This is a genomic window from Actinomycetes bacterium (assembly GCA_035506535.1).
Lineage (GTDB): Bacteria > Actinomycetota > Actinomycetes > DATJPE01 > DATJPE01 > DATJPE01.
Genome location: DATJPE010000033.1, coordinates 25,361 through 52,359, shown reverse-complemented (window position 1 = coordinate 52,359; position 26,999 = coordinate 25,361). Strand labels below are relative to the sequence as shown.

Genomic DNA, 26,999 nt, shown 5'->3' with positions numbered 1-26,999 from the left:
GTGAATCCGAATCGACGTGCGCTTCGTGTCCCTCTCGGCCTGCTGGCCGTGGCCTGTCTCGGCCTGGCGGGCTGCTCCACCGCCAGCAGCGCGGGGTCGTCGGGTGCGACCTCCCAGGGGACATCCGCGGCAGCCTCGACCGGCTCGTCCGGGTCCACGCCCGCCACGTCCACGTCGGCGGCCGGGTCGGCGTCGTCGTCCTGCAGCCCTGACACCTTGAAGACCAGGACCAGCGGTGTGCTGACCGTCGGCACCGACAAGCCGGCCTACCCCCCGTACTTCGAGAACAACAACCCGGCCAACGGCAAGGGCTTCGAGTCGGCCGTCGCCTACGCGGTGGCCAAGCAGCTCGGCTACGCCACGAACCAGGTCAAGTGGGTCGTCGTTCCCTTCAACAGCTCCTACCAGCCCGGGCCGAAGCGCTTCGACTTCGACATCAACGAGATCTCGATCACCCCGCAGCGGGCCAAGGTCGTGGACTTCAGCGACGGCTACTACAACGTCAACCAGGCGGTCATCGCGCTCAAGGGCGGCAAGGCCGACGGCGTCACGACGATCGAGGGGCTGAAGAAGCTCAAGTTCGGCGTCCAGGTCGGCACGACCAGCCTGCAGACGATCCAAGACATCGTGAAGCCCACGCAGCAGCCCAGTGTCTTCAACGACACCGACGCCGCGACCAAGGCGCTGAAGAACGGGCAGGTCGACGCGATCGTCGTGGACCTGCCCACCGCCTTCTACATCACCGGTGCCGAGCTGGACAACGGGATCATCGTCGGCCAGTTCCCGGCGCCGGCCAAGGGCGAGCAGTTCGGCCTCCTCATGCAGAAGGGCAGCCCGATCCTCACCTGTGTGAACCAGGCCGTCGCGGCGATCAAGTCGAGCGGTGAGCTGCAGCAGATCACCGACAAGTGGCTCGGCGCCGGGGCCGGGGTCGTCACCTTCTCGTGACCCCGGCCGCGGCCGACCTGCCGTACGTCGACCCGGAGCGCCAGGACCACCTGCGGCGGCGGGCTCGACGCGACGCCGGGATCGCGTCGCTGTCCACCGTGGTGGCGCTGGCGCTCATCGTCTGGGGTGTCACCTCCGCCCCCGGCTGGCCCGCCGTGAAGGAGCAGTTCTTCTCGCCCTCGGAGTTCAAGGCGTCCTTCCCCAGCGTGCTGCGCGGCTTCTTGCTCAACGTGAAGCTTTTCTGCGTCGCGGAGGTGCTCATCCTCGTCGTGGCCCTCGGCATCGCCCTGCTGCGCGGGCTCCGGGCGCCGGTGTTCCTGCCGTTCCGGCTGCTCGCAGCCCTGTTCGTGGACGTCTTCCGAGGGGTGCCCACCCTGCTGCTGGTGTTCCTCTTCGGGTTCGGCATCCCGGCGCTGCAGATCCAGGGCCTCACCTCCTCGGTGACCGTCTGGGGAACCGTCGCGCTCGTCGTCTCCTACAGCGCCTACGTCTCCGAGGTCTACCGAGCCGGGATCGAGTCGGTGCACCCGAGCCAGCGCGCGGCGGCCCGCTCGCTCGGCCTCAGCTCGTTCCAGACGATGCGTCACGTGGTCCTCCCCCAGGCGGTCCGCCGGGTGCTGCCGCCGCTGCTCAACGACTTCGTCTCGCTGCAGAAGGACACTGCTCTCGTCGCGGTGCTGGGGCCGATCGAGGCGCTGCGGGCCGCCCAGATCTATGAGAGCTCCGACTTCAACTCCACCCCCCTCGTCGCCGCCGCTCTTCTGTTCATCGCGATCACGATCCCGCTGGCCCGGGTCACCGACCGGCTGCTCGCGCGGGAGCGGGAGCGCCAGACCATCGGGGTGCGATGAGCGAGCCGCTGCTGCACGTCGACTCCGTGCACAAGGCGTTCGGCACGACGGCCGTCCTGCGCGGGGTCTCCCTCGACGTCGAGCGCGGGGGCGTCGTCTGCCTCATCGGTGCCTCCGGCTCCGGGAAGTCGACCCTCCTACGCTGCATCAACGGCCTGGAGCCGGTGGACGCGGGCAGCATCCGGGTCGACGACATCGACGTGACGGACTACGACGTCGACCTCGACGCGGTCCGCCGGCGGGTCGGGATCGTGTTCCAGGCGTACAACCTCTTCCCACACCTGTCCGTTCTGGAGAACGTCTGCCTGGCCCCGCGCAAGGTGGCCCGGCGCCCCTCGAAGCAGGTGCAGGCTCAGGCGAGGGAGTTGCTGTCCCGGTTCGGGCTGGCCGACAAGGCCGACGACTACCCGGACCGGCTCTCCGGCGGCCAGCAGCAGCGCGTCGCGATCGTGCGGGCCCTCGCCATGGAGCCCGACCTGCTGCTGCTCGACGAGGTGACCTCCGCGCTCGACCCGGAGCTGGTCGGTGAGGTGCTGGAGGTCATCCGGGACCTGGCCCGCTCGGGGATGACGATGGTGCTTGCCACCCACGAGATGGGCTTCGCCCGCGAGGTGGCGAGCGAGGTCGTCTTCCTCGACGGCGGGGTCGTGTGCGAGCAGGGCCCTCCGGCGCAGTTCTTCGCCGCGCCGGCGCAGCCACGTACCCAGGCGTTCCTGCGCAGGGTGAGTGAGTTCGGTCACCTCTGACGCTCGGCCTGAGAGACTCTCAGGCTTCGATGTGGCTGTCCTTGGGTAGGGCGGTCACAGTGGAAGGTGGCCGGACAGGTCGCCCGGCCAGCACTGGAGGAGATGAAGTGGCTTCGCTGAAGAGCGCGCTGGCGGTGGGCATCGCCGCGGTTCTCGTCGGGGTCGGCCTCTCCTCCCTCAGCGCTCCCGCGCAGGCGCAGGCGCAGCCCCGCCGGATCGTCAGCGGCTGGTTGCCCTACTGGGGCACGGCCGATGCCGTGGCGAGCATGCAGGCCAACGCGGACCTGATGAGCGACGTCGGCGGGTTCTGGCACTCCGCCCTCAGCAGCACCGTCATCTCCGACCGCGTGCCCGATGCCCAGCGGGCGGCCATCGTGGCCCAGGCGCACGCCGCGCACCTGCGGGTCTACGCCACGGTCGCCGATGGCACCCCCAAGGGCAAGATGGCCTCGATCCTGCGCTCGAGCACGCTTCGGGCCAACCAGGTCCACGCCCTCGTCGCTCTCGCCGAGCGCGGCGACTACGACGGCATCGACCTGGACTACGAGAGCTTCGCCTTCCACGACGGCCGCTCGACCTGGGCGACTACGCGCCCTGCCTGGGTGCAGTTCGTCCGCCAGCTCTCTCTCGCGTTGCATCGAGCCGGCCGCACCCTCGCGGTCACCACCCCGCCCATCTACGACAGCGCCCGTAGCGACACCAGCGGGTTCTGGGTCTATGACTGGCACGACATCGCGCCCTACGTCGACCGGCTGCGCATCATGGCCTACGACTACTCGGTCTCCTCGCCCGGGCCGATCGCCCCGATCTCGTGGGTGCGCCAGATCGTGGCCTACGCCGTGACCCAGGTCCCCGCCGGCCGCATCCAGCTGGGTGTCCCGGCGTACGGCCGCAACTGGGTGGTCTCCTCGACGGCCGGGTGCCCGACGGACAACATGCCGTTCACAACGGCGCCGACCACGCGCCAGGCAGAGGCGCTGGCGACCCAGTACGGCGCCACGAAGCACTGGGACGCCTCGACCGCCGAGCGCTCGTTCACTTACCGCAAGGTCTATGCCGGTCACGCCGCGGACGGCAGCGCCGCCGCGTGCACGGTCACCCGCAAGGTCGTCTACGACGACGCCCACGCGGTCCTCGACCGGACCGAGCTCGTCGCGCGCTACCACCTCGCCGGCGTGGCGCTGTGGGCCCTCGGGTACGAGGGTGCTGGGCAGTTCACCCAGCTGCGCACCTACGCCCGGTCGGTCGCCAAGCGGACGCCCGTCGTCTCGCTGTACGCGGGGGACACCACGTACGGGCGCCGGATCATCGTCTCGGGCAAGGTCCGCAGCCCCGGCGGGACACCGGTCGCCGACCTGCCGTGGACGCTGCAGTGGTCACGGCCCGGGCAGAGCTGGCAGAAGGTGGCGACCGGCCGCACGTCGGCCACCGGGACGCTGTCCGTCAGTCGGCTGCCCCGTGCCAACGGCTCCTACCGGCTGCTCGTGTCCGGGTCGTGGTGGTACTACCCGGGAAGCAGCGCCCCGAACTCCTCCACCGTCAGGCTTGCCGTCACGGCGGCGCTCAGCGCCGGCTCGGTCCGCCACGGCCACCCGGTGTCGCTGCGGGGACGCGTCGCCCCGACCGAGGCGGGACTGCTCGTCGACCGCCAGGTCCGCCAGGGCGGGGCCTGGGTCACCGTGGCGAGCACGCACACCTCGAGCGAGGGTCGCTTCGCCTTCCGGGTGACCCCGCCCCGGGCCACCTGGTACGCCTACCGTGTCGTGGTCCACTCCGACGGCTACCGCTCGAACGGATACTCCGCACGCCTGCTCCTGCACGCCACCTGATCCGCTCGCTCGCGCGACGACCCTGGCATCTAGGGCTCGAGGCAGACCGAGGGGAGCTCGAACCAGCGCAAGGCCTCGACGTCCGGCCCGAGCCGCTCGAGGAGCTCGTCCGCGCCGGCCGTGACGACGTCCCCGGCTCGCGAGGCGAACAGGGCCCTGGCGTCGGCGAGGTGCTGCTCGAGCACCGACTCGTCGGCAACGGCATGGGTGTGCGGGTAGGTCATGGCGCCGTCAGCGGAGTAGCTCACCTGGTGCAGCCGCAGGGGCGGTTCGACCGCTCCGTCGCGATGCCGCCAGCGACCCGACACCGCGTCGAAGCGGTAGTCGGGCATGAGCCGCCAGCCCTCGTCGGCGACGAGGGCCACCGCTTCGACCACGTAGTGGAAGACCGCCTCGCTGACGAAGTAGTTGAAGCTCACGCGCACCCAGCCGGGCTTGATGCCCTCGCAGCCGGCGGTGATCGCGCGCTCGAACTCGTGGCTGCGTTCGAGGTCGATGCCGAGCAGCCGGTGGCCGTACGGCCCTGCGCACGAGCACCCGCCGCGCGACTGGATCCCGAAGACGTCGTTGAGGATGGCCACGACGAGGTTGTGGTGCAGATAGCGACCGCCGGGACGGCGGACGACGAAGGACACGATGGACAGGCGCTCGGCCTCGAGGTTGCCGAGCACCTCGATGCAGGGATGGGTGTGCCACGCCTCGACCGCGCGGCGCAGCATGTCCTCCTCGTGGGCGCGGATCACCTCGACCCCGACGGCTTCCTTGAGCTGGAAGACGAGGCCGGCACGGATCGAGTCGATGATGGCGGGCGTGCCGCCCTCCTCGCGGTGCACCGGATCGCTCAGGTAGACGTGCTCGGCCGGGTTCACGTAGGCGACGGTGCCGCCACCCACGACGTCGGGCACCGAGTTCGTCAACAGCTCGCGACGGACGACGAGGACCCCCGGCGTGCCCGGACCGCCGATGAACTTGTGCGGTGAGAGGAAGACGGCGTCCTTGTAGGCGAGGGGGTGCGCCTCGCAGCGCGGGTTGACCTCGATGTCGACGTACGGGCCGGCCGCCGCGTAGTCCCAGAACGCGAGCGCGCCGTGCTCGTGCAGCAGGGCCGAGATCGCGTGGGCGTCGCTGACGATCCCTGTGACGTTGCTCGCGGCGCTGAAGCTGCCGATGCGCAGGGGCCGGTGGGCGTACGCGCGCAGCGCATCCTCCAGGCGTGCCTTGTCGATGTGCCCGTCGACATCCTCGGGGATCACCACGACGTCGGCGATCGACTCCCGCCACGGCAGCTCGTTGCTGTGGTGCTCGAACGGCCCGATGAGGACGACGGGCCGTTGCTCGCGCGGGATGTGCGACGACAGCTGCCAGCGCGCGTCGAGGTCGGCCGGGAGCCGCAGGTTGAGGATGCCGATCAGCTTGTCGATCGCCCCGGTGCTCCCGGACCCGGCGAAGAGCACGACCGTGTCGTCGTCGCCGTTGACCGCGTCGTGGATGATCCGCCGAGCGTCCTCGCGCAGCCGGGTGGTCTGCAGCCCGGTGCCGCTGGACTCGGTGTGCGTGTTGGCGTAGCGCGGCAGGACCTCGTGCCGGACGAAGTCCTCCACGAAGGACAGGCCGCGCCCGCTGGCGGTGTAGTCCGCGTAGGTCACCCGCCGAGCGCCGTACGGGGTCTGCATGAGCTCGTCGTCCCCGATGACCGACTCGCGGATGCGGCGCAGCAGCGGCGGCTCCGGCAGGCCGGGGTCCCGCTCGGGGATCTCCACGGGTCTGAGGGTACGTCCGACGCGTTGCCTTCGGTGGGCCGCTCCCGTGAGCGCAACCGCCCGTTGAGCCTTCGCTATGCTCGGACGGCCCACCCGGGCCGAGGCGATCTGGAGGGACTGATGAGCGCGAGCTCGTGGATCCCCACGTGGTCCGCGCTCCTGTGGACCGCTGCTTACACCTGGGTGCTCGCCGTCCACCTGCGACACAGCGTGGGGATGGCCGGGCGACGGCGCCTGTGGCACGCGACCCACGTGCTCATGGCCCTTGGCATGATCGACATGTTCTGGCCCGGTGGCGCCATGGTCGTCGGCCCCGCACTGCCGGAGGTGGTCTACCTCGCCGCCGCGTGTGGCGTCTTGGTCCTCGTCGTCGGTGACGCACGCCGGCACCGACGTAGCACGGTGGTCTGGCCGCTCACCGCGGTCGACCTGCTCGCCATGGCCTACATGTTCGCCATTCCCCAGCACGGCGACGCCGTGCTGTCGACCGTCCTGGCCGCCTGGTTCGCGATCGAGGCGATCGCCTGGGCCGCCGGCCCGCTCGCCCACGCCGCCGAGCGGGCGGGAGTCGGTTGGCCCGAGCCGGAGGCCGGGGCAGCTCTGCCCGCGCGCCCGGTCGTGGCCGTGGGGGCGGCCGGGCCGGCGCTGGTCGCGCGGACTGAGCCGGCCGTCAGCCAGGGCCATCATGAGCGCCTGGACAGCCGAGTCGTGCGCGCGACCCTGTCGCTGATGAGCCTGGGCATGGGCTACATGATCCTGGCCATGCAGTTCGGGATGGCCAGTATGTCCATGCACGGCATGAGCGGCATGTGATCCCGAGGATGAGGAGCCGGATGAGCGACGTCGCAGCCAACCGCTACGAGCTTCTCGTGGCGGGGATGACGTGCTCGCACTGCGTGTCGGCGGTGCGAGAGGAGTTGGGCGCGATCGGATCGGTCGAGTCCGTCGACATCGAGCTCGGGGACGCCGACCGGCCCTCGCGGGCCACGGTGCGGGCTCGTCGCACCCTCTCCGACGAGGAGCTCACCAAGGCGGTCGCCGAGGCGGGCTACGCCCTGGCGGCCCCGATCCGCTCCTAGCGGTTCACGCTCGCCGTGCCCGGGTCCTGGCGGCCACCACCCCCAGTGCGGCGAGCGCTGCGACCAGGGCGAGAACGCTGAGCACCAGTGCCCACGTCGACGTGCTGGAGGACCCGCTGCCGCCGGAGGAAGCCGCTCCGGTCGAGGCCTCGGAAGACGCCGCTTCGGATGCCAGCGGGCTCGCGGAGGACGTCGTCGAGCCACTGGTCGTGGCCGCGGGGGCGAGGGCCAGCACGGGAGCCGGGTTGTCCAGCTCTGCCGTGCTCCCCGGAGCTTCAGTCTGTGTCCAGTCGACCTGCGACCCGTCGGCGTAGACCTGGATCGCCTTGAAGGTCAACGTCGGGGTCTTCGGCAGCAGGCCGGCGATCACCGTGAACGCGCCGAACTCGCCTGGCGTCAGGCCGTGTCCGGGCGTGGCTGCCCAGTCCACCTCGGAGACGGCCTCGGTGATGTTGCCGTCGTCAGTGACGATGGGAGTCTTCAAGGTGATGGTCTTCTCCGTGTGAGTCCAGCCGGGGACGGGCTCCACGAGGATGTCGGCGATCGGTGTATCCGTCGGAAGGGCGACCTTGAGCCCCACGGTGTCCACGTCCTTCTCCACCGGTACCCGGAACGTGATCTCCTGGTCGGTTCCCCCCTGGGTCGCTCCGGGCGCGCTGACCGTGACATGGGCGGAAGCTGCCACGGCCGGCAGCACGACGATCGCGGCCGTGATCGTGGCGACGAGAGCAGCACGTCGTGGCGTGATGTGGATCATGCAGGTTCCCTTCAGTGCAGGTGGATCGATACCGCTGTGGTCGTGGCGTCGAACTCCGAGGTGCCGACAACCACCGTGAATCGCCAGACGCCGGCATGGGGCAGCAGGACACCGCTGGCTGAGTACCGGTGTGGGCCGTCGGGCACGAGCGGGACAGGGATCGGGCCGAGCTCCTGACGCGGCAGCGACGCATCGACCGTGATCCGGCGCGCAACTTCGCCCGTCACCGTGACGAACACGGCGACCACGCCGTGCCGTCCGGGTTCGACTATCACCCGTACCGAGCGACCGGGCCCGAGAGTTGCCTGCGCGGAGACCGGCCGGGACTGTTCGGTGGCCACGGCCTCCGGGCCGCGGGGCTGCGCGACGAGAACCGAGGTGAGGGCGAGCACCACTGTGGCGACGCTGAGCTCGGCCGTCACCAGGTGACGGAGGCGGTCGGGGCGGCGGCTCGTCGCCGCCAGGCGGCGGACACAGGCTCGGCTGCACGCCCCGATGCCCAGGAGCCCGCCGAAGAGCAGGACCTTGCCCGCGACGAGAAGGGCATAGGTGGACGTCAGCGCCTGCAGCGTGCCGACCCCGCGGAAGGCTGCATAGGCGCCGGACACCGCGATCACCACGACGGCGACCGTCGCCACGTTCGAGACGGCAGGCAGGACCACGGTCACCAGTTCGGGGGACCGTCTCGGGAGGACCGCCACCACGAGCATGGCCAGACCGCCGAGCCATGCGCACACCGACAGGAGGTGAGCCGAGTCGAGGGCGACTGACATCCACGAGGGCGGGGTCGTACGGGGATGTCCGGCGCCCGAGTAGGTCAGGGCGACGGCGAGTGCACACGCACTCAGCACGGCGGCCGGGTAACGGTCGGCGGTCGGCGCTCCTCTCAGCACGGCGTCCATCACCAGCGCGAGGACCACGAGTGAGCCCACGCGAGCGAGGGCCAGCTGACCGTAGTCTGTGTGGAAGGTGGAGCTGAGGACGTCAGGGCGCACGAGCGTGGCCACCCCGGAGCCCGCAACATAGGGACCCTGCATCAGGAACGCACCCACCGTGCCCCCCAGCGCGAGTCCCCAGCCGGTCCAGAGGAGCAGACGCGCCCGTCGGTCGCGGCGACCTGCCGGCCAGCTCACGAGCACCACCCACAGCCCGCCGAGAAGGGTCAACCCGGCGAAGCCGGTGAACCTGGCGACCGCCATCGCCGTGCTCGTCACCCGGTCCACAACCTGGACGGAGGTCGTGAGTGGCGTCAGAACTGCGTCACCGACCGCGAAGCGGATGGTCCCGGCGACCGGGTGCGAGTCGGCGGAGATGACCCGCCAGCTCGCGACGTACACGTCTGGCGGAAGGTCGGGACGGAGGGTGACCGCGACGACGCGGCCTTGACCACCGGGATGGGACGCCACTGAGGAGTCGACGCGCCTGCCCGAGCTGTTCACCACTCGCAGGTAGGTGGTCGACCCGAGGCTGACCGGCTCGTCGAAGGTGATCGAGACGTCGGCGGGGGAGCGGGCCAGCCGTGCCCCGTCGGCGGGGGAGCTGGACACGACGGTCGCGTGTGCACTCGCCGGAGCCGCGACCGCGACCTGGACCAGCGAGGCGGCAGCGAGAGCCGTCGACGCCATGAGGATGCGGCTCACGCGCAGCGCATCCGGCATGGGGACTCCTCGTCGAGGTGGACGTGGGACGCGGCGGGCGCCAGCGCTCTACACGATGTAGAAGGTAGTCTCCTCTACATCATGTAGAAGATCGGCCCCATGCCTCGACCCCAACCGAATGTGAGGAGCAGCCGTGCTGACGCTGGAGGGGAAGGGGTCTGTCGGGCGCCATCGGCACCTTCGCCGTCGCCTCCTGCCAGGAATCCGGATGGCAGCCGTCGTCATCGGACTGGCCGTGCTGTCCGCGGGCTGCGGTGCCGGCAGGGCTGACGAGTCGTCCAGCGTGGGCGTCACGGAGGCGACGAGGGCGCCCGTTCCCTCGAGCCAGACTCGCTATCCGGTGACCGTGCGAGACTGCAACGGTACTCAGACCTACCAGTCGGCGCCGCAGCGGATCGTCACTCTCGACGACAGCGCCACCGACACGCTGGTCGCCCTCGGCCTGACGAGCAGGATCGTGGCGGTCACGAAGTTCGAGACGCCCGAGCAGGAGTGGTCCCGGGACGCCCAGGTCGTCGCCACCCTGAGCGGGCTGAGCTATGGGGACGCCTACCCCTCGCTGGAGTCGATCGTGGCGTTGCGCCCGGACATCGTCGTCTCGGACTTCCCGAGCGCCTTCACCAAGGGCATCGGCCCAGCCACGCCGCAGCGTTGGAACGCGTTGGGAGTCGCCAGCTACGAGACGCTGTCGGACTGCGGTCAGTACAGCTCCCGGCCGCTGTACGACTTCAACCAGCTCTACTCCGACATCCGCAACCTCGGCGTCATCTTCAACGTCCAGGCCAGGGCGGCTGCGTTGATCGCAAGCCTCCAGGCGCAGCTGGCTCAGGATCACGCGCTGGCCAAGAGAGCGGGGCTGGGGAGCTACCGGATCGGGGAGGCGAACGGAATGACATCCTCTCCCGGCACTCTCGGGGTGACGACGGCGAACGCGATCATCACTGAGGCCGGCTCGACGTACGCCTTCCGCGAGTACGACACGAATCCCAACGTGAACGTGAGCTGGGAACAGGTGGTCAAGACGGATCCGGACGTGTTCTGGCTCGTCACCGACAGTGGATTCACCGTCTCCCAGATGGAGCACTTCCTGCAGTCGGACCCGCAGCTTAGAACGGTCGAGGCCGTCAAGAACCAGGCCTACGTGCCCATCTCCTACTTCGCCGCCGCCGGCTCCCCCCGTGCCGTCGACGCGGTGAGGCTGCTCGTGGACGGCCTCATCCGCCTCAAGAGCGAAGGCAAGCTGTAGAGGTCGCCGCCTGATGCCCCCTCTGTCCATCGCATCGACCGCCGCCGGTGCGCTCCCCGTCGACTCCGCGCGCCACGAGGGGGCAAGGCTGCGCCGACGGTACGCGGTCCGGATGGCGCTGGTCGCCCTCCTGACCGTCCTGGTCGCCACCCTCGGTATGACCTACGGGCAGGTCCGCGTCCCCGCGGGCCAGGTCTGGTCGATCATCTTCCATCACATCGTGGGCGCGAAGACCACTGCCTCGCCGGACGACTCCATCATCTGGCTCATCCGTGCCCCGAGGGTCGCGCTCGGGTTCATCGTCGGTGGGGCGCTCGCCCTGGTCGGGGTGGCCGTCCAGGCGCTGGTACGCAACCCGATCGCCGACCCGTACATCCTGGGGATCGAGTCGGGTGCGTCGGCGGCTGTCGTGATCGTCTTCTACGTCGCACTCGTGACTGGGTCGAGGGTCTTCCCACCGGCCGTGGCGGCCTTCCTCGGCGCGGTGGCCACTTTGGGGCTCGTCTTCGCGCTGGCCCGGCGCCGTGGCCGGGTGAGCTCCACACGGCTGCTGCTCGCGGGCGTGGCCGTCTCCTTCGCCCTCGCCGGTATCACCGAGTTCTTCAGCACGCTCAACCCGGACATCAACTCCACCGAGACGCAGCAGGAGTGGACCCTGGGGAGCCTGGCCTCGGCGCAATGGGACCAGATCCCGGTCGCGTTCGTGATGCTGGCGCTCGTCGCCGCCGCCTTGCGCTTCCACAGCCGGTCGCTGAACGGGTTGGCGATGGGGGATGAGACCTCCGCCGCGGTCGGCCTGGACCCGGACCGGCTCAGGATCAGACTGCTCGTCATCACGTCCCTGGCCGTGGCGGTCGTGGTATCGCTGGTCGGCCCGATCGGCTTCGTCGGCCTCGTCGTCCCTCACGTCGGTCGCATGGTCTTCGGTGCCGAGCACACCCGGTTGTTGCCCGCCGTGGCGCTCCTCGGGGGCCTGTACCTCATGGCCGTGGACCTGATAGGCCGGGTGATCTTCGCACCGGACGAGATCAATGTCGGCGTCCTGACCGCGATCATCGGTGCCCCGTTCTTCCTCTGGCTGCTGCGACGGCAGGACATCGACGGGTGATGAGCCGGGTCGTCGGCGACGCGGACGGTCGCGCCTCTCCCTTGAGCGCCATCAGCCCCCCAAGGCTGTCGATCGAGGGACTGCACATCGAGATCGGTGACGTCGAGATCGCGCACGGGGTGGACCTGGACATCCCGGCGGCGGCCATGGTCGGACTGGTGGGTCCCAACGGAAGCGGCAAGACGACGGTCCTGCGGTCCTGCTACCGCGCCCTCCGTCCCAGCGAGGGTGCGGTCTGGATGGATCACAAGGACATCTGGAAGCTCACCGCCCGGGAGTCCGCGCGGAGCATCGCCGCGGTCGCGCAGGACATGCCGAGTGACTTCGACTTCACGGCGGCCGAGGTCGCCGCTCTGGGCCGGCTTCCGCACCTGCGAGGCTTCGAGCGCGAGGGCGAGCGCGACCGGGAGCTGGTACTCACCGCCCTCGACACCCTCGGCCTCGCTCACCTCGCGCATCGTCGGTTCAACCAGTTGTCGGGAGGAGAGCGCCAGCGCACCCTGATCGCCAGAGCGCTGGTCCAGGAGTCCCGCGTGCTGATCCTGGACGAGCCGACCAACCACCTGGACATCCGCTACCAGCTCGATGTGCTTCACCACGTTCGTTCGCTGGGCATGACCGTGATCGCCGCCTTTCACGACCTCAACCTGGCCGGGGCCTGGTGCGACCGGGTCTACGTCATCGCGGAGGGAGCGATCGTCGCCGGCGGCGCCCCCGAGGACGCCCTGGACCCCTCGGTGATCGACCGCGTCTTCCAGGTCAGGTCCCATGTCGTAGCGCACCCCGTGACCGGACGACCCCACCTGATCTTCGAGCGCGGAGGGCCTGCCGATGCCGGGTGACCTCAGTGGCGTGACCGCGTGGGAGGGACTCGTTCCGCCGGTGGGCATCGGTCCCGCGAGGCCAGGCACGATCACGCTTGGCGACATTGTGGCCGGTCGGGGCTACGAGTGGATCATGTCCAGCATGTCGGGCCTCGACCTGTCGCGCCGGTCGTTGCAGCTGACACCGCTGCATCTCGCGAACTGGGCGGTGATCGAACTTCTGGCACGACCGCTCTTCCAGGACGGGGTCTGGGTCCAGGTCCAAGTTCACCAACTCGGCCTCGTGGTGGACTCCGTGGGTGAGGTCCAGGAACTCTGGCTGGCGCGCGACGCCCGGGTGGATGACCCTCCGGGGCCTGAGGCGGTCGGCGCGTGGATCGGCGGGCTGCTCCGACCGGTCGCCGCGTCCACCACGGCAGGTTCTCGCATCCACGAACGGGCGGTCGCCACGATCGCGGCGGAGTCGGCCATCGCCGGCATGTTCCGGGCCGCACGCTCCTCGGGGCGCAGCGACGACCTGGACTGGCTCCAGCAAGCGTCGACGGCGATCTCCAGCGCCCTGGGGGCTGGAGTCAGGGGTCGGTACCTGCACTGCCGACCGGACGACGGTGCTGTCGTGGTGGTGCCGGCCCGGAGCCTGTGCTGCGTGCTGAACTCCACGCCCTCGCCTCATGCCTGTCCCGGGTGTCCGGTGGTGGTCAGGGCATCCAGCCAGGTGGGCGCCGTCACCGACTGGCTGGCTGCCATGGCAGACGCGGAGTTCCGCGACAGCACCGGCCGCCCGAGGGTGACCCGCGCTGCGCACGCGTCCGGTCCGTGAAGCTCCCCGTCGCGTCAGAGAGCTTCGACCTCAGGCACCGTGCCCGGTGCAAGCGCTGCCAGGCGGGCGGCGTAGGTGTTGGAGGCCGGGGCGAATCGCTCGTGCAGGCGCAGGCTGTTCCAGAGCACCAGGGTCGAGGACGTCGTCATGGCGGCGCCCGCGAGCAGCGGGTTGAGGAACCCCAGCATCGCGAACGGGATCGCGACGAGGTTGTACCCGACGGCCCAGCGGAGGTTCTGCTGGATCGTGCGCACCGTCGCCCTGGCCAGCGAGATCGCGGTGGAGACGACGCCGAGGTCGTCGCGGCTGAGGACGACGTCTGCGGCATCGATGGCGAGGTCGGTGCCGGACCCGATCGCCATGCCCAGGTCCGCGCAGGCCAGCGCGGCACCGTCATTGAGTCCGTCCCCGACGAAGCAGACCCGATGCCCCTCGGCCTGAAGGGACCGGACGAGCTCGGCCTTTGCGTCAGGGAGGACACGTGAGCGAACCTCGTCGATGCCAAGCCGGTCCGCGGCCCCCTGGGCGGCGCCGGGGTTGTCGCCCGTGACCAGGAGCACGCGCAGACCGAGGCGCTTGAGATCCGTGACGGCAGCTGCGGCGGTGTCGCGCAGCTGGTCGGTCAGTGCGAGATACCCGCACACGCGACCATCGACCGCGACCAGCACGACCGTCCGACCCGAGCGTTCCTCGGCTGCGACCGAGCTCACGATCGGCTCGACGACCCTCGCGCCGATCAGGGAGGCGACGAAAGTGGGGCTCCCCACGGCGACGGCGTGGCCCTCCACCGCGCCCGTGGCTCCCATACCCGGGTGCGCCTCGAAGTCCTGGACCTCCGGGAGGTTACCGAACGCGGTACGCGCTCGCGCCGTGATCGCTGTCCCCACGGCATGCTCCGAGCCCGCCTCGAGCGCCCCGGCGAGCCGCAGCCAGCCGGGGTCCGGGCCGTTCGTGCCCCCTCCGCCCCCCACCGCTTCGACCTCGAGACGCCCCGTCGTGACGGTGCCCGTCTTGTCGAGCACCACGGTGTCGATCTCAGTGGCCATCTCGAGGGCCTGCTGCCGTTTGACGAAGACCCCGTTCTCGGCGGCAGCGCCCGCTGAGACCATGAGGGCGGTCGGAGTGGCGAGGCCCAGGGCGCACGGGCAGGCCACCACAAGGACGGCGATGGAGGCCCCCACCGCGGTGGCGGTGGAGGCACCGAGGGCGAGCCAGCCGACGAGAGTGAGGCCGGCCACGACGATGACGGCAGGGACGAGGACCGCGCTCACCCGGTCGGCCAGCCGTTGGGCATGGGACTTCTCGGCCTGCGCCTGCTCGACCAGGTGGACCATCTGGGCGAGGTGGCTGTCCGCTGCCGGACGTAGCGCCTCGATGACCAGCCGACCGTCCAGAGCGGTCGTCCCGCCGAGCACGTCGTCGCCCTCGACCGCGTGGACCGGCCGCGACTCGCCGGTCATCTGCGAGGCGTCGATCGCGGCCGATCCGGCGACAACCACGCCGTCCGTCGCGATCGTCTCGCCGGGGCGGACGAGGAAGCGGTCGCCCGAGGACAGCAGGGCGGCCGGGACGCGTCGTTCGGCGTCGTCCGGGAGCAGCAGTGTCGCTTCCTTCGCGCCCAGCGCCGCGAGCGAACGAAGTGCGCTGCGTGCGCTTCGCCGGGCGCCGGCCTCGTAGACTCGGCCGATCAGGAGCAGTGTGGCGACACCAGCCGCGGCACCGACATAGACCTGCCCGCCACCCGCGCGGAAGAGCAGCGAGACGCCGCTTCGCTGCCCGTCGAAGGGGAGGGCGAACATCGCGTAGAGGGACCACAGGCTGGCGGCGATGATGCCCAGGGAGACCAGGGTGTCCATGGAGGTCGCCCCGTGCCGGGCATTGATCCAGGCGGCCCGGTGGAACGGCCACGCGCACCAGGTCACCACCGGCGTGGCCAGGGCGATGAGCACCAGCTGCCAGTGATCGACCCGCGGGATGAGTCCCATCGGCCACAGGATGCACAGATTCTCCAGCGGCATCGTGAGGACGAGCGCGACGACCAGCCGGCGCCGCAGGTCGAGCAGTCGTCGGTGGTCAGCCTCCTCGGAGGAGTCGCCCGCCGGCGCCGCGCTGTAGCCCGCGGCCTCCACCTGGGCGATGAGATCTGCGACGCTCAGCTCCGAGGGCGCCTGGATCGTGGCTCGTTCGCTGGCGAAGCTGACGGCGGCGTGCACCCCTTCGACCCGGTTCAGCCGCTTCTGCACACGGGCCGCGCAGGAGGCGCAGGTCATCCCGCCCACCGACAACTCGACCACTCGGGTCTCAGGTGCGATGGTCACCGCTAGGCATTCCCTTCCGCACCGGCCCGCGTCCTCGCCGCCTGGCTCCAGTCATCAGCGTAGAGCCACGGGGCGCCCGACCGTGGCGGGGCACTGCCCGCTCCGCTGCCATCCCTGCCGATAGGTAGTCCGTGCTGGTGGATGCCAGGCTGGGCACATGCACGAGAGCCCTGAGGAGCTGGCCGCCCTGCAGGCCCTGATCGACGCCTCCTTCGCGGCCGCGGGAACGCAGACCCTCGACATCATCACCCCGGAGCGCCGTCTCAGCGCGGTGGAGGCGGCCGCCTACCTGACCGGGGTCAAGCACCTGGCGGTCGCGACGGTCACCGCGTCGGGGCAGCCACGCGTCGCGCCGGTCGACGGGTTGTTCCTGCACGGTCGCTTCTGGTTCACCACCTCCTCGGATGCCTGGCGGATCAGGCACCTGGAGCGCCGGCCGGGGGTGAGCGCGACGCACGTCGTCGGCGACGACCTCGCGATCACGGTTCACGGGACGGCTCACGTCGTGGTCGGGGGCACCTCCGAGGCGGACGGCGTGCGGCCGTACTGGCAGGCGGTCTACCAGGGCAGCGCTCCGGAGGAGTGGGTCGCGGAGCCGTCCATGGCTCGCTACGTGCGCATCGACGCCCAGCGGATGCTGACGTACTGCTCCGACCGGACCAGGCTCGCCGCGCTGATCGCGGTCTAGTCTGGCCAGACGTCCGGAGGGGGTGAGTCGTTGCCGCAGCTGCGCCCGAGCTTCCAGCTCTCGGTGACCATCGCCGCCCTGCTGGCGGTCATCGCGGTCGCCAGCCGACCCGTCCCGAACCGCTGGGCCAAGTACACGGGCTCCTTCGCGCAGGAGTTCACGATCGTCATGCTCCTGCTCGCCCTCTGGCAGAAGATCGGCGGGTACGCGCACACGCACGTGGCCGGCGCGTTCGCGCACGCCCGCGGCGTCATGCGGGTGGAGCACGACCTGCACATCCCCAGCGAGCAGTGGGTGCAGCACCTGTTCCTGCCGTACCCGGACGTCGTCCGGTCGATGAACGTCTACTACCTGTTCTTCCACCTCAACGGGATGGCGGCGTTCCTCATCTGGGTGTGGGTGCGCCACCACGACTGGTTCGCCAGGATCCGCAACGTCGTCGCGCTGACGACGTTCTTCTGCTTCCTGATCCAGATCATCCCGGTGGCGCCGCCTCGGATGCTCCCGGGCTTCGTGGACACCGCGCAGATCTACCACCAGTCCGTCTATGACGCCCTCGGCAGCGCCAACGCCAACGAGCTGGCGGCCATGCCGTCCGTCCATGCCGCCTGGTCCCTCATCATCGCCTTCTACGCCATGCGCATCACGACCAGCCGCTGGCGTTTCATCACGCTCTTCCACTGGCTGTTCACCTGGCTGGTGATCGTCGCCACCGCCAACCACTGGTGGCTCGACTGCTTCGTCGCCGCGGGCCTGCTCGGCATCTCCGTCGCCATCGAGGGCGCCTTCGAGACCGCCCTCGCCCGGCGCCGGGCCACCGCCCCCGCGGGCAGCGCCGAACCCGAACCCGTCACTGCCTGAGCCCGCAGCCGCCAGAGGGCTCAGCGGAGCACGGGCTCGCCGGTGAGCTCGACGCCGGCTGCCCGGAGCTCGGCGAGAGCTGCGTCGGTGGTCGCGCGAGCCACGCCGGCGGTGAGGTCGAGCAGGACCCGGGTGCGGAAGCCGTCGTGGACCGCGTCGAGGGCGGTCGCTCGCACGCAGTGGTCGGTGGCGATGCCCACGACGTCGACCTCCTCGACGCCGCGCGCTCGCAGCCAGTCGGCGAGGCTCTCGCCGTCGGCGGCGTGGCCCTCGAAACCGGAGTACGCCGCCGCGTGCTCGCCCTTGTCGAACACCGCCTCGATCGTGCTCCGGTCCAGGTCCGGGTGCAGCTCGACGCCGGGGGTGCCGACGACGCAGTGCGCCGGCCAGGTGTCGACGTAGTTCGGGTGGGACGAGAAATGGGCCCCGGGGTCGATGTGGTGGTCCCGGGTCGCGACGACGTGGTCGTAGGCCGCATCGGCGACGTACGTGCTGATCGCGACCGCGGTGTCGGCGCCGCCGCCCACGGCCAGCGATCCGCCCTCGCAGAAGTCGTTCTGTACGTCCACGATCACCAGGGCTCGGCTCACGTCTCGACCTCCTCGATCGACCCGACCGTCGGCAGGGCCGGCTCGCCCCGCTGCAGCTGGCGGGCACGCGGCGACAGCTCGGCGAGCGATGCGGCGTGCCGGTCGCGGGCGGCCTCCAGCGGTTCCATCCCCACGGCTTCCCCGCCCACCACCAGGTCGACGAGGAGCGGGCGCAGCGTCGGCCCGGGGCGCAGGTCGCCGTGCCGCCCGACGACCTCGGCGACGGCCACCCCGTCCCGCAGAGCGCGACCGGCCCAGGCACGGCCGCCGCGACCCTCCTTGCCGGTGGAGCGCTTGGCCACGGGTCGCCCGTCGACGGACACCAGCTTGTAGACCAGCCCGGCCGTGGGCGCGCCGCTGCCGGTGACCAGCGAGGTCCCCACGCCGTAGGAGTCCACCGGCGCGACCGCGAGAGAGGCGATGGCGTGCTCGTCCAGGTCGCTCGTCACGACGATGCGGGTCGAGGTCGCGCCGAGGCAGTCGAGCAGCTCGCGGACCTCGACCGCGGTGGCCCCCAGGTCGCCGCTGTCGAGGCGGACCGCTCCCAGCTCCGGCCCGGCGACCTCGACCGCGGTCCGTACGGCCGTCTCGACGTCGAAGGTGTCGATGAGCAGCGTCGTCTCCCGGCCCAGGGTCGCGACCTGGGCCGCGAACGCGCTCCGCTCGTCGTCGTGCACCAGGGTGAACGCGTGGGCCGCCGTCCCGGCGGTCGGGATTCCGTATTGCGCCCCGGCCGCGAGGTTGGACGTGGCGGCGAAGCCCGCGACGTAGGCGGCCCGTGCCGCCGCGACGGCCGCCCGCTCGTGGGTGCGCCGCGAGCCCATCTCGATGCAGGGACGGTGCCCCGCCGCGGCGGTCATGCGTGATGCCGCTGCCGCCACGGCGGAGTCGTGGTTGAGGATCGACAGGACGAGGGTCTCCAGGACGACGGCCTCCGCGAAGCTGGCCTCCACCTGCAGGATCGGGGAGTCCGGGAAGAAGCACTCGCCCTCCGCGTACCCGCGGATGTCCCCGGTGAAGCGCCACGACGCGAGGTGCTCCAGCGCCCGGGTCTCGTGGAAGCCCTGTTGCTCGAGGGCGACGAGGGTGGGCTCGTCGAAACGGAAGTCGGCCAGCGCCTGGAGCAGACGTCCGGTGCCGGCGACGACGCCGTACCGACGCCCGGCCGGCAGGGTGCGGGCGAAGGCCTCGAAGACGCAGTGTCGGTGCGCGGTGCCGGACGCGAGCGCCGCCTCGAGCATGGTCAGCTCGTAGCGGTCGGTCAGCAGCGCCGTCGACGTACCCGTCACAGCGACCGACCCTAGAACGCCGGGAGCGCGGGCTGGGACGATGGGCGGGTGAGGTGCTCCACCGCCCTGGTCCCGGTCCGGGCCTCGACCGCCCCGACCGAGCTCGACGAGCCGGTCACCGGGTCGGTCGTCGTCCCCGAGCGCCCCTGGGTCACCATCGTCTGGAACGACCCGATCAACCTCATGGACTACGTCTCCTACGTCTTTCGCACTTACTTCGGCTACTCGGCGGAGAAGGCCCGCACGCTGATGCTCGCCGTCCACAACGAGGGCCGCGCCGTGGTCAGCAACGGCCGCCGTGAGGAGATGGAGCGCGACGTGGCGGCGATGCACGGGTACGGGTTGTGGGCCACCTTGCAGCAGGACGACTGACGTGGGCGGTACCTCCTTCGCCCGCAAGCGCGGGTCCGTCGTGCTGAAGGTCGACCCGGGCGAGGCGGCGCTGCTCGTCGACCTGCTCGGCCAGCTCACGACGCTGCTCGAGCCGGCGGACGAGGTTGGCGAGGAGGACCCGCTCGGCGCGCTGGTCGGCATCGGGACGTCGACCAGGGCCCCCGAGGACCCGGCGCTCGCCCGCCTGCTGCCCGACGCCTACCGCGAGGACGAGGAGGCGGCCGCCGAGTTCCGCCGCTACACCGAGCTGGAGCTGCGGGAGCGCAAGCAGCACCGTGCCGCCCTGGTCCTCGCCACGCTCGAGCACCCCGGGAAGGCGCGTCCGCTGAGCGAGGAGGAGGCGCAGGCCTGGCTGACCTCGCTCAACGACCTGCGCCTGGTCCTCGGGACGCGCCTGGACGTCAGCGAGGACCCCGAGGCCGACTGGGCCCAGCTGGCGGGGCTGCCCGACGAGGATCCCCGGCCGCTGCACCACGCGATCTACGACTGGCTCGGCGGGCTGCAGTGGAGCCTGCTGCAGGCCCTGGGTTAGGGGCCCCGGGCCTCGCCTACCCTTGGGCGGGTGCTGACCATCGACGAGGCGACGTACGCCGCGATCGTCGACCACGCGCACCGCGACCACCCTGACGAGGCCTGCGGGATCGTGGCCGGCCCGGTGGGCAGCGACCGGCCGGAGCGGTTCGTCCCGATGGCCAACGCGGCCCGATCGCCGACGTTCTACGAGTTCGACTCGGCGGACCTGCTGGCGCTGTACAAGGACCTCGACGCGCGTGAGGAGGAGCCGGTGGTCGTCTACCACTCGCACACCGCCACGGAGGCCTACCCGTCGCGCACCGACGTGAGCTACGCCTCTGAGCCCAGGGCGCACTACGTGGTCGTCTCCACGCGGGAGAGCGCGACCGGGGACGGCCCGGTCGAGTTCCGCTCGTTTCGCATCGTGGACGGGGTGGTCACCGAGGAAGAAGTAGCCGTCGTCCCCGCGTTGCCCTGAGCACCGAGCTGTCCGAGTCCCGCGCTGTAAGAGCCCAGCCGGTACGAGTCCGAGGAGCCCCATGTCCGTCGAGGTCCGCATCCCGACGATTCTGCGCAGCTACACCGGCGGCGAGAAGGCCGTCGAGGGCAGCGGCACGACCCTCGATGAGCTCGTCGTCGACCTGGACTCCCGCTACGCCGGCCTGCGCGAGCGCATCGTCGAGGGTGGCCAGCTGCGCCGGTTCGTCAACGTCTACGTCAACGACGAGGACGTGCGCTTCCTCGGCGGCCTGGCCACGCCGATCGCCGACGGGGACGCCGTGACCATCCTCCCCGCCGTCGCCGGCGGGGGGGCCTGAGTGCGCTACGCCAGCCTGCTGGACTCCCTCGGCCACACGCCGCTGGTGGGGCTGCCGAGGCTGTCGCCGGCTCCCGACGTACGGCTGTGGGCCAAGCTCGAGGACCGCAACCCGACCGGCTCGGTCAAGGACCGACCGGCGCTTGCGATGATCGAGGCGGCGGAGGCGTCCGGAGCGCTGAGGCCGGGGGCGACGATCCTCGAGCCGACCTCGGGCAACACCGGCATCTCGCTGGCGATGGCGGCCCGGCTCAAGGGCTACCGACTGGTCTGCGTGATGCCGGAGAACACCTCGGTCGAACGCTCACAGCTGCTGCGCATGTGGGGTGCCGAGATCATCTACTCCCCGTCGGCGGGCGGCTCGAACGAGGCGGTGCGCCGGGCCAAGGAGGTCGCCGCTGAGCATCCGGACTGGGTGATGCTCTACCAGTACGGCAACCCGGCCAACGCCGACGCCCACTACCGCACGACCGGTCCCGAGCTGCTCGCGGACCTGCCGGAGATCACCCACTTCGTGGCCGGGCTCGGCACGACGGGCACGCTCATGGGAGTCGGGCGCTACCTGCGCGAGCAGGTCCCCGGGGTCGCGATCGTGGCCGCGGAGCCACGCTACGGCGAGCTCGTGTACGGGCTGCGCAACCTCGACGAGGGCTTCGTGCCCGAGCTGTACGACGAGTCGGTGCTGACCACCCGCTACTCGGTCGGCCCCCGCGACGCGGTACGACGTACCCGCGAGCTGCTCGACGTCGAGGGCATCTTCGCCGGCATCTCGACCGGTGCGATCCTGCACGCGGCTCTCGGGATGGCCGCCAAGGCGGTCAAGGCGGGGGAGCGGGCCGACATCGCCTTCATCGTGTGCGACGCGGGCTGGAAGTACCTCTCGACCGGCGCCTACGAGGGCAGTCTGGACGAGGCCGAGGACAGCCTCGAGGGCCAGCTCTGGGCCTGACCCTTGCTCACGAGCTGTTAGGCGTTGGTCGGTCGATGGACCTACGGACGCCTAACAAGGGGGAGAGACCAGGCATCGAGGCGGGCCAGCCAGCCCAGGGCGCCGATCTCCCGGTACGTCTCCCGTGCCCGCTCCACCCGGGACGCGGCCTCGGCCTCGTGGCCCTGCGCGGCCAGCCAGCGGGCCAGGTCCTCCTCCGCGCGGGCGGCCCAGCCCACGGCCCCGAAGGCGCCCAGCGCCGCCAGCCCCGCGCGCAGGTCGGTCTCGACGTCGGCGGGGTCGTCCCCGCGGGCCGCCGCGACCAGCCCCTTGAGGTTGAGCAGGTGGGCGCCCACGGCCGCCGAGAGCACGCCGCCGGACGCCGAGGTCACCGGCTCCAGCAGCCGCTCCGCCAGCGCGACGTCACCCGCCGCCAGCGCCGCTCGCACGAGCGGGGGCCAGAAGTGCATGAAGTCGTCCTCGAGTCCCCCCGCGGTCAGCGCGTGGGCCAAGGTCTCCTCGGTGAGGGCCGCGGCGGCGGCCACCTCGCCCGCGGCCGACAGGGCGGCGACGCGCAGACACCCCAGAGCCGCGAGGTCCCACACGCTGCCAGAGTTGTCCATGCTCTCGGTGTCGGGGAGGGGTTCGCCGAACGCGTCGGCGAGCCAGGTCCCGATCAGCGCCAGGTAGACGGTGATCGTGGGCACGGTCGAGGTCTCCAGCGCCTCGTCCAGCACGCGGCGCGACTCGGCGAGCCGGCCTGCGGTCCACAGGGCGGAGGCGTAGTTGCCCAGCGCGTAGTCCAGCTGACCCGCGTTCCCCGACCGGCGCGCGACGTCGCGGGACTCTCTGAAGGTCTCAAGCGCGGCCGGCAGGTCGCGACTCATCAGTAGCGTGCCCACGTTGGTCAGCGCGTTGGCCAGGGTTCCGGGCAGGCCGTCGCGGGCGATCCGGGCCGCGGCCTCGGTCACCGCACGCGACGTGACAGGCGCGCCGGTGGCCTGGTAGAGGCTGCCGAGCTGGATGAGCGCGTTCGCCAGCAGGTCGGGTTCGCCCACCGCCTCCGCGAGGAAGACCCGTCGCTGGACGAAGTCCCTGGCCACGTCGAAGCCGCCGAGCTCGTAGTGCGCGCCGGCGAGGGAGCCGGCCAGCCGCAACAGGGCACGCTCGGCACCTCCTACCCCCCACAACGCCTGCCACCGCGGCTCGGCGATCTCCACGATCCCCGCGAAGTCGCCGACGACCAAGGACATCGAGCGGCACAACGTCCCGGCCGCGATGCCGGCGTCGAAGGGGCGGTCCAGGGCGTCGAAGCCCTCCATGGAGCGCCGGGCGAGGTCCATCGAGCCCCGGAAGTCGCCGGCGTCCTGGGCGGCCTCGGCGGCGGCCAGCATCAGGCGGGCCTGGTCGGCCGGGTCCGACGTACGGGCCAGCGCGGCCTCGAACAGCCGGCGCGCCTCCGCGGGCGAGCCCAGCGCCTTCGCGCGCGCTCCGGCCCGCTCGAGCAGGGCGCACGCGCGGCTCAGCAGCTCGGGTACGTCCGCCGCGTCCGACCCCGACGCGTCGACCGCGTCCAGCAGGTGCTGGGCGATGACCACCGCGAGGTCGTCGGCGGGGTCCGGCTGCGCCGTCAGGAAGTCCGCGGCCGCGAGATGGCGGGTCCGTCGGTCGCGCCTGGACAGAGTGCCGTACGCCACCTGGCGCACGACCGACTGCACGAAGCGGAAATGCCCTCGCTCGGCGGAGAACCTGTCCTGCTGGACGGCCACGATCTCCTTGCGCTGCAAGGCGTCCAGCGCCGCGTCGAGGTCGACCGCGTCCGACCCGAGGGCGGCCAGGCCCTCCCGGGTGAAGGTCAGGCCGAGCACGCTGGCGTCGGCGACCACCCGCCGCTCGTCGGGCGTGAGCGCGTCCAGCCGGGCCGCCACGAGGGCCTGCAGCGACGCGGGGGCGCCGATCGCCCCGAGGTCGAAGGACGCGTCGTCCGCGGGGACGTACTGGCCGTCGCGCGGCACCACGGCGTCGCGGTCGATGAGTGCTCGCACGGTCTCGACGGCGAACAGCGGGACGCCCTCGGCCCGCTCGACGAGGGCCGCTCGTGCCGGCGCGGGCAGGCCCACGACCAGGCCGTCGACCAGGGCGGCCATCGCCGCGTCGTCCAGGGGATCGAGCCGCAGCACGGTGGCGCGCCGCCCTCCGAGCGTGGGTCGACGCGCCAGCAGCTCCGGGCGGGCCAGCGCCACGACGAAGACGGGGGCACGGGCAGAGGAGAGCAGGTGGTCGAGGAAGTCGAGCAGACCGTCGTCGGCGTACTGCGCGTCGTCGATCACGAGCACGACGGCGTTTCCGCCCTGGCTGAGGCGCTCGAAGAACGCGGTCCACGCCGCGAACAGGTCCTCGCGTGCGAAGCCGCCGGCACCCGCGCCGACGAGCGCGGCCAGGCGGGGCCGCAGCCAGTCCCGCTCGTCCGGCTGGGGGACGAACTGCTCGAGGCCCTCCTCGAGGCGACGTCCCACGACCTCGCCGGCGTCGGCCTCGGTCAGGCCGAGCCGGGTGCGCACGGCCTCCGCGAGCGCCCAGAAGGCGACGCCGTCCCCGTAGGACAGGCAGCGTCCCCGGTGCCAGCGCACGGTGGCGGTCAGGCCGTCGGCGTACTTCTCGAACTCCCACACCAGTCGCGACTTGCCGACCCCGGGATCGCCGTCGACGACGACCAGCCGTGGGCGGGAGGACTCCTGCGTGGAGTGGAACAGCTCCTTCAGCAGCCGCAGCTCGCGGTCGCGTCCGGTGAGGGGAGCCTCGAGCCCGTCGACCCGCTGGCCCCCGCCCAGCTCCGCGACGACCGCCCTGGCCTGCCACAGGTGCAGCGGCTCGGTCTTGCCCTTGAGGGCGTGCTCGCCGGCGTCGGCGTAGGCGATGGCGGCGAAGGTGAGCGAGCGGGTCCGGTCGTCGACCCAGACCTTGCCGGCCTCGGCGGCGGCCTGCACCCGTGCGGCGGTGTTGACGGCGTCGCCCGCGACCATCCCCTCCCCGGTCGCGCCGACGGTGACCGCGACCTCGCCGGTCACCACGCCAACCCGCATCGCCAGGCCTGGGGCTCCCTCGTCCTCGCCGAGGGCGGCGATGGCCTGGACGAGCTCGAGGCCGGCGCGCACCGAGCGTTCCGCGTCGTCCTCGTGCGCCACGGGCACCCCCCACACGGCCATCACCGCGTCACCGATGAACTTCTCGACGGTCCCGCCGTAGCGGCCGATGACCGTGCGGCAGACCGAGAAATAGCTCGACAGCAGCTCGCGCACCTCCTCCGCGTCCCGCGTCTCGCTGAGCGGCGTGAAGCCGACGAGGTCGCCGAAGAGGACGGAGGTGACCCGGCGCTCGGCGACGGGCTGAGCGCGTGCGGGCTCCGCGACCGCTGCGGCGTCCAGCGCGGCCCCGCAGCTCGCGCAGAAGCGGCCGCGTTCAGCGGGGGTCCCGCACTCGGGGCAGTAGCGCAGCCGCTCGACGGGCGTGCCGCACTCCGGGCAGAACCGGTCGCTAGGCCGGATCTCCGCTGCGCAGTGCGAGCAGGTCACCTCTCGCACGATAGCGACGTCCGCCACCCGCGTGGTCTCAGTCGGGGACGACGAGGTCGCGCAGGTACGGCGCCAACGCCCGCAGCGCTCTGCCCCGGTGGGAGATCCCGTCCTTCTCCCCGGGGCTGAGCTCGGCGGTGGTGCGTCCCGGCCGGTCCACGGACTCGAAGATCGGGTCATAGCCGAAGCCGCCCGTGCCGCGGGGCTCGCGGACGATGTGGCCGTCCACCCGCCCGACCACGACGTGCTGCACGGTGTCGTCCGGCGTGGCAAGGGCGGCCGCGCAGACGAAGGACGCGGTGCGGCGCTCGTCCGGTACGTCCGCCAGCTGGGCGAGGACGAGCTCGAGGTTGGCCCGGTCGTCGCGCTCGTGCCCGGACCAGCGCGCCGACAGCACGCCGGGCATGCCGTTGAGCGCGTCGACGCAGAGCCCCGAGTCATCGGCGACCGCGGGCAGCCCGGTCGCCTCGGCGACCGCGCGCGCCTTGAGAAGGGCGTTCTCGTTGAAGGTGGCCCCGGTCTCGGCGACGTCGGGGACGGCGGGGAAGTCGGCGACGGTTACCAGGTCGACGTCGATGCCGGCCTCCACGAGGATCCGGTGCATCTCCTCCAGCTTGTGGCGGTTGCGCGTCGCGAGCACCACGGTGGTCCGTGCGCTCACGCCGACAGCGCCTCGGTCTGTAGGCGGGCGAGGTCTCGGCAACCCGACGCGGCGAGGTCGAGCAGCGAGTCGAGCAGCGCGCGGTCGAACGGCTCGCGCTCGGCCGTGCCCTGCACCTCCACGAAGCGGCCGTCGCCGGTGCACACCACGTTCATGTCCGTCTCGGCTCGCACGTCCTCCTCGTAGCAGAGGTCGAGCAGCGGTACGCCGTCCACGATCCCCACTGACACCGCGGCGACCGAGCCGTTCAGTGCCGCGGCACCGTCTGCGACGAGACCGGCTCCCTTGGCCCAGGTGATCGCGTCTGCGAGAGCGACGTAGGCGCCGGTGATCGCCGCGGTGCGCGTCCCGCCGTCGGCCTGCAGCACGTCGCAGTCGAGGACGACCGTGTTCTCGCCGAGGGCGCGCGCGTCGACGACCGCGCGAAGCGAGCGTCCGACCAGGCGCGAGATCTCATGGGTACGCCCGCCGATGCGCCCGCGCACCGACTCGCGGTCCCCGCGGGTGTTGGTCGAGCGGGGCAGCATGGCGTACTCGGCGGTGACCCACCCCTCGCCGGAGCCCTTGCGCCAGCGCGGTACGCCGGCGGTGAACGAGGCGATGCACAGCACGCGGGTCCGCCCGAACTCCACGAGGACGCTGCCCTCGCCGTTGTCCGTCCATCCGCGGGTGAGCCGGATCGGTCGCAGCTGCGTGGGTCCGCGACCGTCGATGCGTGGCGCAGCGGTCTCCAGGGAGGTCAC

At 71.5% G+C, this 26,999-nt stretch carries 26 protein-coding genes; 17 read left to right on the top strand and 9 right to left on the bottom strand.

The window, feature by feature from the left end:
* From VMI11_05465 to VMI11_05450, 4 genes are all read left to right on the top strand, one after another.
* Entirely contained in the window at positions 1 to 948 is a 948-nt protein-coding gene (locus VMI11_05465; GenBank protein ID HTY71857.1) for a transporter substrate-binding domain-containing protein, read from the top strand.
* A complete protein-coding gene (locus VMI11_05460) occupies positions 945 to 1,799 on the top strand; it encodes an amino acid ABC transporter permease (protein ID HTY71856.1) in 855 nt (284 codons plus the stop codon). Before VMI11_05465 ends, VMI11_05460 begins: the two co-directional genes overlap by 4 nt.
* Positions 1,796 to 2,545 (top strand): amino acid ABC transporter ATP-binding protein, encoded by a 750-nt coding sequence (locus VMI11_05455; protein ID HTY71855.1) that lies wholly within the window; start codon positions 1,796 to 1,798, stop codon positions 2,543 to 2,545. Before VMI11_05460 ends, VMI11_05455 begins: the two co-directional genes overlap by 4 nt.
* Before the next feature lie 107 nt (positions 2,546 to 2,652).
* Positions 2,653 to 4,374 (top strand): glycosyl hydrolase family 18 protein, encoded by a 1,722-nt coding sequence (locus tag VMI11_05450; protein ID HTY71854.1) that lies wholly within the window; start codon positions 2,653 to 2,655, stop codon positions 4,372 to 4,374.
* Between the two features lie 29 nt (positions 4,375 to 4,403).
* Here VMI11_05450 and VMI11_05445 read toward each other — a convergent pair whose 3' ends face one another.
* Entirely contained in the window at positions 4,404 to 6,047 is a 1,644-nt protein-coding gene (locus VMI11_05445; GenBank protein HTY71853.1) for an aminotransferase class V-fold PLP-dependent enzyme, read from the bottom strand.
* Positions 6,048 to 6,254: 207 nt separating this feature from the next.
* Between VMI11_05445 and VMI11_05440 the strand changes: the two genes are divergently transcribed.
* Complete coding sequence (locus tag VMI11_05440; GenBank protein ID HTY71852.1) at positions 6,255 to 6,947, top strand: DUF5134 domain-containing protein; 693 nt, start codon at positions 6,255 to 6,257, stop codon at positions 6,945 to 6,947.
* Positions 6,948 to 6,967: 20 nt separating this feature from the next.
* On the top strand, positions 6,968 to 7,213 hold the full coding sequence (locus VMI11_05435; protein HTY71851.1) for a heavy metal-associated domain-containing protein: 246 nt from the start codon (positions 6,968 to 6,970) through the stop codon (positions 7,211 to 7,213).
* A gap of 4 nt (positions 7,214 to 7,217) precedes the next feature.
* Here VMI11_05435 and VMI11_05430 read toward each other — a convergent pair whose 3' ends face one another.
* Positions 7,218 to 7,970: a YcnI family protein gene (locus VMI11_05430; GenBank protein HTY71850.1), complete on the bottom strand. Its 753-nt coding sequence runs from the start codon at positions 7,968 to 7,970 to the stop codon at positions 7,218 to 7,220.
* 11 nt (positions 7,971 to 7,981) lie between these two features.
* The gene (locus VMI11_05425) at positions 7,982 to 9,628 is read right to left on the bottom strand and encodes a copper resistance protein CopC (protein HTY71849.1); all 1,647 of its coding nucleotides are present in this window, start codon (positions 9,626 to 9,628) and stop codon (positions 7,982 to 7,984) included.
* Positions 9,629 to 9,836: 208 nt separating this feature from the next.
* Here VMI11_05425 and VMI11_05420 point away from each other — a divergent pair, with 208 nt between their 5' ends.
* The 4 genes from VMI11_05420 (at position 9,837) to VMI11_05405 (ending at position 13,626) form a co-directional block, all read left to right on the top strand.
* Entirely contained in the window at positions 9,837 to 10,874 is a 1,038-nt protein-coding gene (locus tag VMI11_05420) for an ABC transporter substrate-binding protein (GenBank protein ID HTY71848.1), read from the top strand.
* 13 nt (positions 10,875 to 10,887) lie between these two features.
* Complete coding sequence (locus VMI11_05415) at positions 10,888 to 11,982, top strand: iron ABC transporter permease (GenBank protein ID HTY71847.1); 1,095 nt, start codon at positions 10,888 to 10,890, stop codon at positions 11,980 to 11,982.
* Positions 11,982 to 12,824 (top strand): ABC transporter ATP-binding protein, encoded by an 843-nt coding sequence (locus VMI11_05410; GenBank protein ID HTY71846.1) that lies wholly within the window; start codon positions 11,982 to 11,984, stop codon positions 12,822 to 12,824. Before VMI11_05415 ends, VMI11_05410 begins: the two co-directional genes overlap by 1 nt.
* 115 nt (positions 12,825 to 12,939) lie before the next feature.
* Positions 12,940 to 13,626, top strand: a complete 687-nt coding sequence (locus tag VMI11_05405; GenBank protein HTY71845.1) for a hypothetical protein — start codon at positions 12,940 to 12,942, stop codon at positions 13,624 to 13,626.
* A 14-nt stretch (positions 13,627 to 13,640) separates the two neighbouring features.
* On the opposite strand, the gene VMI11_05400 is transcribed toward VMI11_05405, so the two are convergent.
* Positions 13,641 to 15,944 carry a cation-translocating P-type ATPase gene (locus VMI11_05400; GenBank protein HTY71844.1) on the bottom strand — a complete coding sequence of 768 codons (2,304 nt, stop codon included), beginning with the start codon at positions 15,942 to 15,944 and terminating at the stop codon, positions 13,641 to 13,643.
* 157 nt (positions 15,945 to 16,101) lie between these two features.
* On the opposite strand from VMI11_05400, the gene VMI11_05395 reads away from it, so the two are divergent.
* Positions 16,102 to 16,632, top strand: a complete 531-nt coding sequence (locus VMI11_05395; GenBank protein ID HTY71843.1) for a pyridoxamine 5'-phosphate oxidase family protein — start codon at positions 16,102 to 16,104, stop codon at positions 16,630 to 16,632.
* Positions 16,633 to 16,662: 30 nt separating this feature from the next.
* Complete coding sequence (locus VMI11_05390; protein HTY71842.1) at positions 16,663 to 17,493, top strand: phosphatase PAP2 family protein; 831 nt, start codon at positions 16,663 to 16,665, stop codon at positions 17,491 to 17,493.
* 20 nt (positions 17,494 to 17,513) lie between these two features.
* Here VMI11_05390 and VMI11_05385 read toward each other — a convergent pair whose 3' ends face one another.
* Positions 17,514 to 18,083 (bottom strand): nicotinamidase, encoded by a 570-nt coding sequence (locus VMI11_05385; protein ID HTY71841.1) that lies wholly within the window; start codon positions 18,081 to 18,083, stop codon positions 17,514 to 17,516.
* Positions 18,080 to 19,372, bottom strand: a complete 1,293-nt coding sequence (locus VMI11_05380) for a nicotinate phosphoribosyltransferase (GenBank protein HTY71840.1) — start codon at positions 19,370 to 19,372, stop codon at positions 18,080 to 18,082. The genes VMI11_05385 and VMI11_05380 overlap by 4 nt, the downstream gene beginning before the upstream one ends.
* Before the next feature lie 66 nt (positions 19,373 to 19,438).
* On the opposite strand from VMI11_05380, the gene clpS reads away from it, so the two are divergent.
* The 5 genes from clpS to VMI11_05355 all read left to right on the top strand — a co-directional run bounded on the left by clpS (position 19,439) and on the right by VMI11_05355 (position 22,044).
* Positions 19,439 to 19,744 (top strand): ATP-dependent Clp protease adapter ClpS, encoded by a 306-nt coding sequence (gene clpS, locus VMI11_05375; protein HTY71839.1) that lies wholly within the window; start codon positions 19,439 to 19,441, stop codon positions 19,742 to 19,744.
* A 1-nt stretch (position 19,745) separates the two neighbouring features.
* Positions 19,746 to 20,297: a DUF2017 domain-containing protein gene (locus VMI11_05370; GenBank protein ID HTY71838.1), complete on the top strand. Its 552-nt coding sequence runs from the start codon at positions 19,746 to 19,748 to the stop codon at positions 20,295 to 20,297.
* 30 nt (positions 20,298 to 20,327) lie between these two features.
* Entirely contained in the window at positions 20,328 to 20,756 is a 429-nt protein-coding gene (locus VMI11_05365) for a M67 family metallopeptidase (GenBank protein HTY71837.1), read from the top strand.
* A 61-nt stretch (positions 20,757 to 20,817) separates the two neighbouring features.
* Positions 20,818 to 21,096 (top strand): MoaD family protein, encoded by a 279-nt coding sequence (locus tag VMI11_05360; protein HTY71836.1) that lies wholly within the window; start codon positions 20,818 to 20,820, stop codon positions 21,094 to 21,096.
* The gene (locus VMI11_05355) at positions 21,097 to 22,044 is read left to right on the top strand and encodes a cysteine synthase (protein ID HTY71835.1); all 948 of its coding nucleotides are present in this window, start codon (positions 21,097 to 21,099) and stop codon (positions 22,042 to 22,044) included. It abuts the gene before it with no gap.
* 41 nt (positions 22,045 to 22,085) lie between these two features.
* On the opposite strand, the gene VMI11_05350 is transcribed toward VMI11_05355, so the two are convergent.
* The 3 genes from VMI11_05350 to rph are packed head-to-tail and all read right to left on the bottom strand — an operon-like array spanning position 22,086 to position 26,990.
* Positions 22,086 to 25,595, bottom strand: coding sequence for an adenylate/guanylate cyclase domain-containing protein (locus VMI11_05350; protein ID HTY71834.1), 3,510 nt, complete (start codon positions 25,593 to 25,595; stop codon positions 22,086 to 22,088).
* 37 nt (positions 25,596 to 25,632) lie between these two features.
* Positions 25,633 to 26,256 (bottom strand): RdgB/HAM1 family non-canonical purine NTP pyrophosphatase, encoded by a 624-nt coding sequence (gene rdgB, locus VMI11_05345; protein ID HTY71833.1) that lies wholly within the window; start codon positions 26,254 to 26,256, stop codon positions 25,633 to 25,635.
* Complete coding sequence (rph, locus tag VMI11_05340; protein HTY71832.1) at positions 26,253 to 26,990, bottom strand: ribonuclease PH; 738 nt, start codon at positions 26,988 to 26,990, stop codon at positions 26,253 to 26,255. The genes rdgB and rph overlap by 4 nt, the downstream gene beginning before the upstream one ends.
* Positions 26,991 to 26,999 lie beyond the last annotated feature (9 nt).